Here is a 12463-nt window from a genome sequence, read left to right on the forward strand (position 1 = left end):
GCGATTCGAGGTCTGATGAGGCCGCTGATCCGACCTTTGGGCCAGCTCGGTCCCAGCCATCCGCACTGGCACAGTGCCCGCCTGGCGCCGGGCACCCGGCCGAGTTGTCAGTCGGTGATCGTAGAGTGCCAAGATCCGATCTCATCCGTCGCGCTCAGGAGCCCGCCCATGCCTATCGAACCCGTCATCCTGCACCGCACCGAGCAGCCTTACATCGGGATCACGCAGACGATCACGATGCAGACCTTCGACCAGGCAACCGCCCACATCCCGCAGCTGTTCGCCTGGCTCGACGCCCGCGGACTCGCCCCGGACGGACCCCCATTCCTCAAGCTCAACATCATCGACATGGAGCGGGAACTACAGGTCGAGGCGGGAGTCCCCATCGCCGACGGCACAACGCCCGACGACACCGTCCACTGCGGAACGCTGCCAGCCGGACGCTACCTCGCCCTCACCACCGTCGGTTCACCCGACGAGCACATCGCCGGGATCGCGGCCCTGTTCGACTGGGCCGACGCCCAAGGACTCGTCCTGGAGCGCTCCGAAACAGACGCCGGCTCCAAGTGGGCCGGCCGACTCGAAGAGCTGCTGACCGATCCGTCCCTGGAACCCGACCCGAACAAGCAGGAGATCCAGAACTTGTTCCTGCTCGTCGACTAACGCTGCAAAATCACAAGCTCTGCCTACCACAGGGATTCGCCGTGGATGACCCGCGCGATCATGATTTTGCCGGCGGGTGCTTCGGCGGTGAGCGCTTCGGCCAATGCTGTGTCGTAGTCGGCGTATTTGGCCGTCTCGTGGATGGGCAGGCTCTGCTGCGCCTGGGCATACACGACGTATTGGCCGTTGTACTTGGCACATGACGTTGGGTCGGTCTGGTGCTGACGCGCGGTCGGGGACCACTCGCGCAGCACCTGTCCGCCGGAGACGACTGCTGACTTCTCCAGGCAGTGCAGGCAGGACCGCGGGTTGTTGAAGACGCTGTACAGGGACTCGTCTGCTGCGAAGCCCCAGCCGCTGTCCTGGTCGGTGGGGGCGACCCAGGCGCGGCTGATTCTGTCCTGGTTGACGAAGATCCACTGTGCACGAGGCTCGTCGATGTCGAACGGATCCAGCCAGCCGGCCGTCGGGAACTCATAGCCGATGGCGGTGCTCATGGGATTCTCCCTAGTGAATCAGGGCCCTTGTTAAGGGTCCGACGTGGTGTCATCGTGGGCGGTGCCACCCCTCGTATGACGTCCAGGAGGTTGTCCATGAGCATTCGGCCCACTCGGCGACGCGCGGTCCTGGCGGCGGTCGCCGTCACAGTTTCCCTGACCGGTGCCGCGGGCGCGACGACGGCTTCCGCAGCTGTGCGTCCCGCGACGTTCATCGGTATCGAGGACGGCTACGGCCCGACTCTCGCCGACGCGCAGGCCACCGCCGGCGCCCAGATGAACGCCGACTACACCGGCTGCAAGCGGCCCTACTTCCTGGTCTCCGACGGCCAGATCGCTGACGGGACGTGGTGGGCCAGGGTCGAGGCGAACGGCTGCACCGGCTATCGCTGAAGCGTTACGGGGAAGTCCCTTGTGAAGCGTGTGCGGTATGTGGCCTAGCGCGCTCCGCTGCCGGCGAACTGCTTGACCAGCTCGGCACAGAAGGCCGGGAGGTCGTCCGGGTTGCGGCTGGTCACGAGGGTGCCGTCGACGCATACTTCCTGGTCCACCCAGGTGGCACCGGCGTTCTGCAGGTCGGTGCGCAGGCTGGGCCAGGAGGTGACGGTGCGGCCGCGGACCACGTCGGCCTCGGCCAGCATCCACGGGCCGTGGCAGATGACGCCGACCGGCTTGTCCGCCTCGAAGAAGGCCTGCACGAAGCGGACGCTGGGCGCGTCGGTGCGCAACCGGTCGGGGTTGGCGACGCCGCCGGGGATCACGAGGCCGTCGAATCCGGAGGGATCGGCAGCCGAGGCCTCGGTGTCGGAGCGGATCGTGCCGCCCTTCTCGTCGTGCTGCATCATCTGGATCTCGCCGACCTCCAGCGAGACCAGAGTCGGGGTGCCGCCGGCGTCCTTGACCGCCTTGAGCGGTTCGGTGAGCTCGGATTCCTCGACACCGTCGGTGAACAGGAACGCGATGTGCTTGCCCTGCAAGGTGTGCTCACTCATGACGTGCCTCCGGGTTCCATCCTTCGAGCAGATTGTCTCGTTCCGCGGGACAGTCGCTTCTTGATCACCCCGCGACCCGACCCTGGTGCCCTGTACCGTCGGTGACAAACGTGGGGAAAGTGCGCGCACTCGCAGCACAGAACAGCGTCCGTGGCAGCGCGGCGTACGCAGTATTGTGCTGTCCGGCCAAGTCACCGAGCAGTGCGTCCTGCATTAAGGAGCGAAGGGAGGTGGCGAACCGGTGAGCGGAGACGGGTGGGTCGAACGAAGCCTGGATTTGGATCCGCATTCCTCAGCGCCGCAGCTGGCCCGAGACTTCGTCGTCGAGACGCTTTCGGCGTGGCAGCTGGGGAGCTGGGAGGAGCCCGCGGTCCTGATCACCAGCGAACTGGTCACCAACGCGGTGCGCCACGCCGGCACCGAGCTGACGGTGCGCCTCCTGAAAGCTGTGTCGGAGATCACCATCGAAGTGGCCGACGGCGCGGCGGACCGGGTACCCCGCGTCGGTTCGTCCGAGGCCTCTGTGCCGGGCGGGGTCGGTCTGGTGATCGTCGGACGGCTGGCGCAGGCATGGGGCGTCGAGAAGCGCCGGAACGGCAAGTCTGTCTGGGCCAGACTGGCCGTGGACGTCCTTAGCCCTGAGCCCTGAGCCCTTAAGCAGACGTCGGAGCACTGTCGTGGATGACGAAGATGGACGTCACCCCGGCCAGCTCCAATACTCGCGCGACCGTCTGCGAGGGCACCAGCGAGAACGCTGTACCGGCCTGCGCGGCCTGGTTCAACGCGTTCACGGCCACCCGCAGGCCCATGGAGTCGAAGAACGTCACGCCCGTGCAGTCCAGGACCACGTCCCTGTCCGCCACCAGCGGCTCCAGCACGTCGCTGAGCTGCCCGGCCACGGACATGTCCACGTCCCCGGACACCTCGACCACGCTGACCCGGTCCTGCTCGCGGACCCGGTAGGAGAACTCCGGCATCGCACGCCCTCCAGCTGCTCTGACCCCGCACATGCATTCGATCTGTCGCGCGTCATTTTAGTCCACACAGTTTACTCGTGTAACCAAACCCCGCCCGAGGAAGTGGTTTCGCTCGCCGAGATGAGGGCAGCAGCATCCCCCGCGCCGTGAGGCCGCTCGTTCGGGGACAGGCGAGGCGAGATGAGTGAGGTGGGAGCTGGTCATGACACGTCTACGCCACAGCCGGACGCTGGATCCGGGCCTGCGCAGGATCCGGCACGGCAGCGGCTTCCGCTACGTGGACGCCGCGGGCGAGCCGGTCGACGCCGACACCAAGCAGCGGATCAAGGAACTGGTGATCCCGCCGGCCTGGGAGGACGTCTGGATCTGCCCCTGGCCCAACGGCCACATCCAAGCCACTGGCGTGGACGATGCCGGACGCCGCCAATACCTTTACCACCCCCAATGGCGGGAGCGTCGCGACCGGCTCAAGCACGACCACGCCCTGGAGTTCGCCCGCCGCCTGCCGAAGATCCGCGCCATCGTCGACGACGGCCTGGCCGGTGACGGACTGGGTCGCGAACGCGTGCTGTGCGCGGCGGTCGCGCTGCTGGACGTCGGTGTCTTTCGCATCGGCAATAACCAGTACGCGCAGGCCAACGGCTCGTATGGGCTATCGACTTTGCGCCGCAAACATGTCCGCATCCACAAGGGCGAAGCAGAGTTCTCCTACCTCGCCAAAGGCGGTCTGAAGCGGGCCGAGCACATCAGCGACCCGCGCGTGGTGGCTGTCCTGCGCGGGCTGCTGCGGCGCAAAGGAGGCGGGTACCAACTCCTCGCCTTCCACGAGGACAGCCGGTGGCAACCCATTCGCAGCCAGCACGTCAACGACTTCCTGCGCGAGATCTCCGGGATGGAGATCACCGCCAAAGACTTCCGCACCTGGCACGCCACCGTCTTCGCGGCAGTGGCATTGAGCGTGTCCACTCATGCCGACAGCTCGCAGACCGCACGCCGCCGCGCGGTCACCCGCGCCGTCGCCGAGACCGCCGCATACCTCGGCAACACACCCGCCGTATGCCGCGCCTCCTACATCGACAGCCGCTTGATCGACCGCTTCCTGCACGGCGAGACCATCGCCACCGCCCTGCCCGATCTCGGACGCGACACACCACCAGGCGTCCCGGCGATCCAGGGCGACGCCGAACACGCCGTTCTCCGGCTGCTCAGCGACTGACCGAGCCGGCCCGAGCCGGCGCCCTCCGGTACTAGGAGGGCTACGGCCGCACCGCGAGCCAGTCCACGACATCGGCCAGACGTCCACGCTCCCGATACACGGCACGCTGCCGGTCGGCAGGAGTGCCGCGCGAGTGGAACCGGGCCAGCAGCGCTGCCACGAGGTCTTCGTCACCCGCGGCGGCCAGGCCCGGGCGGCTGCGCTCGACCAGTCGGTCCAGCAGTGCGGCCGTCGAGATCAGCATCCCGGTCCGGGGATCGGTGGTGAGGGCGGGCAGGCCGTCCACCGCGACCCTGCGGTGGGCCTCGGTCAGCAACCGTCGGTCCATACTGGGCCACGGACGGCCGTACCGCGCCTCCGCCAGCAACGTCGTCGCAAGTCCGCGCAGCAGGAGCGTGAAGAGCATGACGACGTCGAGGTCGGGGTTGGCGTCGGCGATCCGGATCTCCAAGGTGGGACAGTGCTCGGACGGCCGGGCGTACCAATAGATCATCTTGCGGTCCAGCAGGGTCCTGTCAGCGACCAGCCTGTCCGCGGTGCGCTCGTAGGCCGGCTCGTCCAGGATCGGCGTCGGCCCGACGGTCGGCAGCGCCTGGATGTCGAAGTGGCGCCAGCTCGCGCAGTGGCGGTCCTCCCCGGCGGCGAAGGGCGAGTTCACGCACAACGCCTGCAGGGCCGGCAGCCACGGTCCCAGGTGGTTGCTCAGCAGCAGCGCGTCGCCGCGCGTCAGCGTACCGACGTGGACGTGGCACCCGCTGGACTCGCTGCGCATGCCGCCGAGGTGGCGGCGCGCGATGGTCTCGTAGCGGGCGTTCGGCGCGACGGGCAGCGGCGAGCGGTTCAGCACGGCGCTGCCCCCGGCGACCAGCAGGCAGCCGGTGTCCGCCGCGGCAGCCGCGCCGGCCTGGCGTCCCCGGACGAGTTCGGCGCGCACCTCCTCGGCGGTCATGCGAGGCCGCGTGGTGAACTCCACCTGTGTGGCGAAGAATTCGTGCTGAGCGTTGTCGCCCAGCCGCAGCCGCGCCTTCTCCACGACGTCGTCGGCCCGCGGCGCCGACACCCGGGTGGTGGCGTCGGCGAGGACGAATTCCTCTTCGACACCGATGCTGAGTACTTGGTCGATCGGGACAGTCGCGGCCATCTCTGCCTCCTGCGGCGCGGCTTCTGCACGCTCTTCTACACGGTCTTGTACGAGGTCTTCTGCGAGGTCTTCTGCATGATCAAGGCGATGGAGGAGCGTCCGGCAACGGCTTGCGCAACGAGCTGCGCGATTGCTTCCAACAGTCCAAGACGTGCGAGCCCAGGCGGTCGTCCACCAGGGCGCTGGCCGCGAGACCGAAGGCGATGTCCGCCTCCAACTGCGGCTCGTCGCGCAGCAGCGTGTCGATGACGTCGTGGCGGATGAGCTGCTCGTGCAGGGCGTCGGCTTCGACGTGCTCCCGGTAGAAGGCGGTGCCGTCGGCGCCGGCGCCGAGTGCGGCGAAAGCCTCCGCCAGGCGCCGAGAGCCGGGCGAGGAGGTGATCTCGACGCGCGCGAACTGGCCGACCAGCGCGCCGCGGTGGCTGCGGTGCAGTCCGAACAGGGACATGAGGTTCACGACCGCGAGGCTGTGGGCGGTGGCGGCGTCGGTGTAGCCGCCGTAGTCCGCGTCCAGATCGAAGTCGGCCATCATCCGGGCGAAGAGCTGGGAATGCGCGGCCTCCGGACGCCCGGCGCCGTACTCGTCGTACTCCACCGCCACCAACGCAGCCTGCGCCGCGCCGTGCAGCCGAGGGATGACCCACGCCTGGGGATCGGCTTCCTTCAGGTGGTAGAGCGAACGGTGCGCCAGGTACTCGCGGGCCTGCCAGCGCTCGCCCTGCTCCAGCAGGTAATAGGAGACGCCGGTCCCGTGGACGGGCTCCACGAGCATCGAATCCACCTGTTCCTGGACCGACGGCACCTGCCCCAACTCGTCCTCGACTCCGGACAGGAAGACCTTCTCCAGATCAGCGCGCGCCGCGAGCAATCCTGGCTGCCACTCCCATGCGTCGGATACATCGGCGAAGCCGCGATAGTGCAGCTCGTAGCACAGGTAAAGCGCGAGCTGCAGGTCCTCGTCCAACCAACCGCCGGTCGCCGGCGGCAGGCTCACTTCAGAGTCCGGAGACTGCAAGAGCCGGCCGGTGAGTGCCTCGGTGATCGGTCCCCGCGGCTCGGGGAGCCGGACCGGATTCAGTGTGCTGATACCCATGACGGCTTCTCACTCCTCGGAGGCCGCCGGGCAGCGGCGTCGGTGGCTGGTATCGCAGAAGGGATAGCGGCGGCTGCGGCGGCAGGCGCACAGGGCCACCATGGGACGGCGGCTCACGATGGTACGGCCGTCGTCCAGACGGATCTCGACCGGGCCCTGGACGAGGATGGGTCCGGCGCGCTCGGCCATCTCCACTCTGATCGGCTCAGGTGCGGACACCGCGGATCACCACCATTTCCTCCATGCGCTCGCCGACGGCGAGCAGGCCTTCGCGCTCCAGCCATCCCGCGCGCGAGTTCGTGATCGGTCCCAGACCTCCGGCCACGCGGGTCACGGTCTGCACCGTCAGCCCCGCCTGGGACATCGTCTGGACCGTGCCCTGCACATCAGCCAGGGAAGAGTGCACGAGCAGCAACACCCCGCCGCGTTTCAACACCTTCGGCGCTTCGGCACAGATCCGGTCCAGCCAGTACCGTCCGGTGGGACCGGCGTCCCACGCCCGCGCCGATCCCTTGACCGGCAGGTCCTGAGAGGGCACATAGGGCGGATTGGAAACCACCACGTCGAAGCGGCCGGGCCCGAGAGCCTCGAGGAAATCGCCGCGCCGGACACGGATGAATCGGCGGTGCAGAACACCGTTCACCCAGGTGGTGGCGACCGCGCGCCGGGAGATGTCGACCGCGGTGACCCGCGCCCCGCGCCGTGCCGCCGCGACGGCGACCGCGCCGCTGCCGGTACCCAGATCCAGAACCCGGCAATTCCTGCCCAGCCGCTCGTTCCGCAGAGCGTCGATCAGCAGGTCGGTGTCGCTGCGCGGTTGGTAAACGCCAGGTGGAACAAACAGAAAGGTCATGGTGGTCCCCGGGTGATGAGACGTGGTCGAGACCGCGCCTCGGGAGCTTCAGCCCGGTTTGAGGGCCGGAGGGCTCTTGTGTCCTCTTGATCGCGGGGTAAACGAGGTCGTCTCTCGGGCGTCCTGATGCTGATTCACTGGTTGTCTGCCTCGTCTGGCCATTTCCTGGCGTCGCGCGGCGGGACGTACGGCTCGTGCCGTGCGGACATGCCGCCCTCGATGGCGCGTTCGCGGGCCAGTTCGGCGTCGAACTCCAGCCCGAGCAGGATCGCCAGGTTCGACAGCCACAGCCACACCAGGAACACGATCACGCCGGCCACGGTGCCGTAGGTCTTGTTGTAGGAGGCGAAGTTGGCCACGTACAGGGCGAATCCGGCGGACAGGATGAGCCACAGCACGACCGCCAGCAGGCTGCCCGGCGAGACCCAGCGGAAGCCGCGGTCGCGGACGTTAGGCGCGGCCCAGTACAGCAGCGCGATCATGAAGGCCACCAGCACGACCAGGACCGGCCACTTCGCGATCGACCAGGCCACCAGCGCGGTGTGGCCCAGGCCCAGCAGGTCGCCGGCGCGCTGGGCCAGCGGGCCGGTGAACACCACGATCACGGCGCTGGCCAGCAACAGCGCCATCATCAGCAGCGTCAGCCCGACCCGCAGCGGCGTGGTCTTCCACACCGGCCGCCCCTCGCGCATGTCGTACACGACGTTGGACGCCCGGATGAACGCCGCGACGTAGCCCGAGGCCGACCACAGCGCTCCGGCCAGGCCCACGACCGCCAGCGTCCCGCCGGCGCCGCGGCTGGACCGCACCTGGGTCACCGCGGTGCGCAGCAGGTCGCGCACCGATCCCGGCGCGAGCTTCTGGATGTTGTCCAGGAGCGAGTTGGTGGCGGAGGGACCGATGAGACCGAGGACCGACACGACCACCAGCAGCGCTGGGAACACCGCCAGGACGCCGTAATAGGTCAGCGCAGCGGCGCGGTCGGACAGTTCGTCGTCGCGGAACTCGCCGGCGGTCCGCCTGAGGACCGCCAGCCAGCTGCGCGCCGGGAGCTCCGTCGGCGAGTCCGGTCCGCGCTCGACGGCTTCGGCGGCTTCGGCTGCCTTGGCCGGCTCGGTGGCGTCGGGCTCGGCTGCTTCGGCTGCGTTAGCCGGCTCGGTGGCTTCGGTGGCGCCGACTGCCTCGGCAGGCTCGCGCTGATGGTTGACGTCGTGCTTCCGTCTCAGTCCCATCGCCTGCTTATGGCCGTTTCATCAGCCACTACACGGTCGCTGCCAGCACGAACGCCGAGACTCTGTGTTTGTCCCGGCTGACGCTGGTCATCAGGCGCGGGAGAAGTTGAGGACAAAACCAGGAGGACTTCATGAAGCGCGCACTTACTTTCGCCACCGGTTTGGCCGTGGGCTACGTCGCAGGGACCAGAGCCGGCCACGAGAAGTATGAGCTGATCAAGGAAAAGGCGCACGAGGTGAGCGAGCAGCCCGCCGTCGTCGATCTGCGCGAGAACCTGAAGGGAACGGTCGAGACCGCGTCCAAGGCGGTCACCGCCAAGGTCGCCGACGCCACCTCGGAACTCACCAAGAAGCTCCACGGTTCTGCGCACGAGGAAGCCGCCTCCACTCCCGTGAAGCCGGCGCCCGCGGCGCCGGGCGAGTACCCGGCGGCGCCCACCGGCATCGTGCCCGGCAGCGGCACCGTCTGAGAGTTCTCGCCAGCGCGCAGCCAGAACGAGCAGCCAGAACGATTCGGCCGGCCGACTCAACGAGTCGGCCGGCCGGTGGAACTAGAGCGTCAGTGCGCTGATGGGATCAGCCGGTGGTGCAGGCGCTGCCGTTGACGGTGAACGCCGTCGGCGAGGCGCTGCTGGCGCTCCACGTGCCCTGGAACCCGAATGAGGTGGTGGCTCCCGGGGCGATGGTGCCGTTGTAGCTCATGTTCGTCGCCGTGACGTTGGCGCCGGACTGGGTGACCGTGGCGTTCCAGCCGTTGGTGACCTTCTCGTCGCCGGGGAAGGCGAAGCCGACGGTCCAGGAGGACCAGGCCGCCGTGCCGGTGTTCGCGACCGTCACGTTGGCGGTGAGCCCGCCGCCCCAGACGTTCGGCGCGTAGGTCACCTTGCAGGACGCGCCGGTGGAGCCGGCGCTCGTGGTGACCGCGAGCGTGCCGGAGCGCGCCGAGCGGTTTCCTGCAGTGTCGCGGGCATACACCGCGAAGGTGTAGGCGGTGGATGGAGTCAGGCCGGTGAGGGTCGCCGAGTTGGTGGTCGGAGAGGCGACGACGGTCTCGGTGCTGCCGTTGACCGCGACCACGTCGTATCCGGCCAGGCCGGTGCTGCTGGTGGAGGCGCTCCAGCTCAGCGTCGCCCCGGTGGACGTGACGTTCGAGGCGGTCGGGGTGCCCGGGGTGGTGGGCGGTGTGACCGTGGTGCCCGGCTTCAGCGTGACGACCGCGGCGCTGTAGGGCGCGATGGTCTGCGAGGACGCCGAGCCGGAGGCGGCGGTGGTGATGCCGGTGCCGGGCGGCGCCAGGGTCGCGACCGACGGGGCGCCGGAGGCCGGGGTGAAGCCGGTGTAGTTCAGGCCCACGGTGTAGCTGGTGGCCGGGTCGTCGTTCACCAGCAGGACCCGCAGCGAGCCGTCGGCGGCCTTGACCGCGTAGGACTTCAGCAGGCTCTGGCTGGAGGAGGCCGAGACCAGGGCGTCGCCGGGATGGATGAACTGGCTCAGCAGCTGCGTGCCGTAGTAGGCGGGGAACGGCGTGTCGGCTGCGGGCTCGCAGACCCGGGAGCCGTTGACCAGGCCGCAGCTGCCGTCGGAGAGCATGCCGTAGTCGCCGTAGGTGGCGGTGCCGTACAGCGAGGAGCTGGTGTTGCCGCCGGTCACGATGCCGTTGTGGATCTGCCACCAGTCGACGCTGGCGACGCCGTTCTGGATCCAGCCCAGGTAGTCCTGCGTCAGGTACAGCGCGTTGACGACGCTCAGGATCTGCTTGCCCGGGTTGGAGCTCACCGAGTTGGTCTCGGTGATCATGATCGGCACCGTCGAGGAGCCCTCCCACTGGCCCAGTTGCGAACGCAGCGTGGAGACCATCGTCGGGATCTGCGACGGGGCGGACAGCAGGGTGCTGTCACTCTCGTTGCCCGGGTTCTGCGGATACCAGTGCACGTCGGCGAAGCCGATCTGGCCGTTCAGCGCCGACATGACCGTCTGGTTCCAGGTCTGCGGGCTTCCGCCGTTGGTGACGCCGTCGGGCCAGTTGCCCGGGGCGGTCAGCACCACGCCGACGACGATCGTCGGGTCGACGGCCTTCATCGCCGCGATGTAGGCCTTGACGTTCTGGGCGTAGACCGCCGGTCCGCAGTTGGTCGGATTCGTGCCGGCCGCGCAGTGGTCGTCCGGCTCCCAGTTGGCGCCATAGGTCCCGTTGCCGTAGATCTCGTTGCCGATCTCCCAGTACTTGATGCCGTCGTGATGGGTCACGTTGGCGTACCGGACCCAGTCCGCGGCGAACTGCGCGCCGGTCTCGGCAGGGCTCTGCGACGCGCCGGCGGCGTCGCCGGTGCCGTAGTCGACGGTGACCATGCCCTGGGCGCCGGTCTGGCTGAGCAGCGTCGCGTACTGGTCGAAGTCGACCGACTGGGCCAGGCCCGACTTCACATCGGTGTTGGTCTTCCAGTTGTAGGTGTCCGAGGACGTCCCGCCGGGAAACCGGATCAGACCGGTCCCGGCGTTCTTCAGCAAGCCCGGGACCGCGGCGTCGGTGAGCGCGGCGTCGTAGACCGAACCGTTGGTGCCGATGGCGGTCGACGGGACGGTGGCGAGCGTCTGGCCGGCGTTCACCCCGACCGTGGCGGTCGAGGCCGCGGCGGCCGCCGGCCCGGCGCTCGCGGGCCCGGCGCTCGCCGCCAGCGGCACGGCGGCCGAGCCCACGAACAGCGCCGCCGCGGCGACAGCCGTCCAGGAGCGTGGGAACCGGCTTTGTCGTCTTCGCATCGAGCTCTCCTGGGCTGGGGGATGGTCGAGCTGGTCTGGCCTCACCCAGTGATGCTCGGCACCGGCCCGGAGACGGTCAAGGCGCGGATGTCCGTTCGACGCGCTGGTCTGCGCCGGAGCGTCGCAGAGCACGAAACTTCCACCGCGGCGCAGCCCGGCGCGCCCAGCGCCGGCTAGTTCACGAACACCGGCGGGCTCCCGGGGACGCTGGAGTCCACGACCGGCTGGTAGGTGAACGACATGAACTGGAGCGTCCCGCCGCACGGTCCGGGAGGGCCGCTCATGAGCTGGATCTTCTGGTTGAGGACGATCAGCCGGTTTCCGGGGTTTGCGTAGTTCCCCTGATAGATGCTGCCCACCGGCTGCCACACGCAGTTGAGCACGGCGCCGGGCACGGACTCCACGATGGTGAGCTGAACCGGCGCACCGGCCGGGACGAACTGCACGGGGAACCCGGCCGAGTCGTTGAACAGGACGTTGTTGTTCGGCAGGTTGTTCTCCGTCACGCTCAACACCGTCGATCCGGGGATGGTGGAGACGCACCCGCCGAAACCGAGAGCGGCCAGCTTGCTCACCGCGACCCCCGGCGCCGTCGGATTGGCCAGAACCTGCACTCCGATGTTCGACACCGAGCAGAAGGTGCCCACACCGCCTCCGGGAGCGGTGAGGAACGTGGCCTTGGTACCGGGCTGGAGGTTGCCGGTCAGGACCTGGCCGGGCGCGACGTTGGGACCGCCGGGTCCCGGGGCACCGTAGGTCAGGACGCTGACCGGTGCGGCGGCCGCCGACGCGGTGCCGACGACCGCCACCGTGGCCAGCGCGGCCACGGCTGCTGCTACGGCGAATGCCTTGAGGCTGTGCATGTGCATCTACCTCTTCCCTGCAGGGAGCTCCGCACTTGCTTCGAACCGAGTGGTTCATCAGTATTCTGGTTCACTCTCGACCGATTGCCCAGCCCCGTCCCGAGGGGTGAATCAGGGCTCATCATTCAGTACTCTGATTCGTTGGCGGACCCGCCGCCCCTACCTCCAGGAGCACC

At 68.6% G+C, this 12463-nt stretch carries 15 protein-coding genes; 5 read left to right on the forward strand and 10 right to left on the reverse strand.

Features of this window, described 5'->3' with window-relative positions; translation table 11 throughout:
* The first annotated feature begins 168 nt into the window (after nt 1–168).
* On the forward strand, nt 169–663 hold the full coding sequence (locus CACI_RS51605) for a GyrI-like domain-containing protein (RefSeq protein WP_015795202.1): 495 nt from the start codon (nt 169–171) through the stop codon (nt 661–663).
* Nucleotides 664–686: 23 nt separating this feature from the next.
* Here CACI_RS51605 and CACI_RS32835 read toward each other — a convergent pair whose 3' ends face one another.
* The gene (locus tag CACI_RS32835; protein WP_015795203.1) at nt 687–1160 is read right to left on the reverse strand and encodes a hypothetical protein; all 474 of its coding nucleotides are present in this window, start codon (nt 1158–1160) and stop codon (nt 687–689) included.
* 96 nt (nt 1161–1256) lie between these two features.
* Here CACI_RS32835 and CACI_RS32840 point away from each other — a divergent pair, with 96 nt between their 5' ends.
* Nucleotides 1257–1553, forward strand: a complete 297-nt coding sequence (locus CACI_RS32840) for a hypothetical protein (RefSeq protein ID WP_015795204.1) — start codon at nt 1257–1259, stop codon at nt 1551–1553.
* A gap of 44 nt (nt 1554–1597) precedes the next feature.
* Here the strand turns inward: CACI_RS32840 and CACI_RS32845 are convergent, their stop codons facing one another.
* Nucleotides 1598–2152 (reverse strand): type 1 glutamine amidotransferase domain-containing protein, encoded by a 555-nt coding sequence (locus CACI_RS32845; protein ID WP_015795205.1) that lies wholly within the window; start codon nt 2150–2152, stop codon nt 1598–1600.
* Nucleotides 2153–2393: 241 nt separating this feature from the next.
* On the opposite strand from CACI_RS32845, the gene CACI_RS32850 reads away from it, so the two are divergent.
* Nucleotides 2394–2801: an ATP-binding protein gene (locus CACI_RS32850; protein ID WP_015795206.1), complete on the forward strand. Its 408-nt coding sequence runs from the start codon at nt 2394–2396 to the stop codon at nt 2799–2801.
* Nucleotides 2802–2805: 4 nt separating this feature from the next.
* On the opposite strand, the gene CACI_RS46375 is transcribed toward CACI_RS32850, so the two are convergent.
* The gene (locus CACI_RS46375; protein WP_015795207.1) at nt 2806–3129 is read right to left on the reverse strand and encodes an STAS domain-containing protein; all 324 of its coding nucleotides are present in this window, start codon (nt 3127–3129) and stop codon (nt 2806–2808) included.
* Nucleotides 3130–3331: 202 nt separating this feature from the next.
* On the opposite strand from CACI_RS46375, the gene CACI_RS32860 reads away from it, so the two are divergent.
* Nucleotides 3332–4345 (forward strand): DNA topoisomerase IB, encoded by a 1014-nt coding sequence (locus CACI_RS32860; RefSeq protein WP_015795208.1) that lies wholly within the window; start codon nt 3332–3334, stop codon nt 4343–4345.
* A 40-nt stretch (nt 4346–4385) separates the two neighbouring features.
* Here CACI_RS32860 and CACI_RS32865 read toward each other — a convergent pair whose 3' ends face one another.
* The 5 genes from CACI_RS32865 to CACI_RS32885 all read right to left on the reverse strand — a co-directional run bounded on the left by CACI_RS32865 (nt 4386) and on the right by CACI_RS32885 (nt 8664).
* Nucleotides 4386–5486 (reverse strand): carboxylate-amine ligase, encoded by a 1101-nt coding sequence (locus CACI_RS32865; RefSeq protein WP_015795209.1) that lies wholly within the window; start codon nt 5484–5486, stop codon nt 4386–4388.
* A gap of 79 nt (nt 5487–5565) precedes the next feature.
* On the reverse strand, nt 5566–6579 hold the full coding sequence (locus CACI_RS32870; RefSeq protein WP_015795210.1) for an iron-containing redox enzyme family protein: 1014 nt from the start codon (nt 6577–6579) through the stop codon (nt 5566–5568).
* A gap of 9 nt (nt 6580–6588) precedes the next feature.
* On the reverse strand, nt 6589–6768 hold the full coding sequence (locus tag CACI_RS32875; RefSeq protein ID WP_015795211.1) for a CDGSH iron-sulfur domain-containing protein: 180 nt from the start codon (nt 6766–6768) through the stop codon (nt 6589–6591).
* A 16-nt stretch (nt 6769–6784) separates the two neighbouring features.
* Nucleotides 6785–7432, reverse strand: a complete 648-nt coding sequence (locus CACI_RS32880) for a HemK2/MTQ2 family protein methyltransferase (RefSeq protein WP_015795212.1) — start codon at nt 7430–7432, stop codon at nt 6785–6787.
* Nucleotides 7433–7566: 134 nt separating this feature from the next.
* Nucleotides 7567–8664: a YihY/virulence factor BrkB family protein gene (locus CACI_RS32885; protein WP_015795213.1), complete on the reverse strand. Its 1098-nt coding sequence runs from the start codon at nt 8662–8664 to the stop codon at nt 7567–7569.
* A gap of 131 nt (nt 8665–8795) precedes the next feature.
* Here CACI_RS32885 and CACI_RS32890 point away from each other — a divergent pair, with 131 nt between their 5' ends.
* Nucleotides 8796–9134, forward strand: a complete 339-nt coding sequence (locus tag CACI_RS32890; protein ID WP_015795214.1) for a hypothetical protein — start codon at nt 8796–8798, stop codon at nt 9132–9134.
* 106 nt (nt 9135–9240) lie between these two features.
* Here CACI_RS32890 and CACI_RS50415 read toward each other — a convergent pair whose 3' ends face one another.
* Together CACI_RS50415 and CACI_RS32900 are read right to left on the reverse strand one after the other, a co-directional pair.
* On the reverse strand, nt 9241–11424 hold the full coding sequence (locus tag CACI_RS50415) for a cellulose binding domain-containing protein (protein WP_015795215.1): 2184 nt from the start codon (nt 11422–11424) through the stop codon (nt 9241–9243).
* Nucleotides 11425–11597: 173 nt separating this feature from the next.
* On the reverse strand, nt 11598–12293 hold the full coding sequence (locus tag CACI_RS32900; RefSeq protein WP_041540592.1) for a hypothetical protein: 696 nt from the start codon (nt 12291–12293) through the stop codon (nt 11598–11600).
* Nucleotides 12294–12463: the final 170 nt, after the last annotated feature.

Origin of the sequence: Catenulispora acidiphila DSM 44928, from assembly GCF_000024025.1 — a bacterium.
GTDB lineage: Bacteria > Actinomycetota > Actinomycetes > Streptomycetales > Catenulisporaceae > Catenulispora > Catenulispora acidiphila.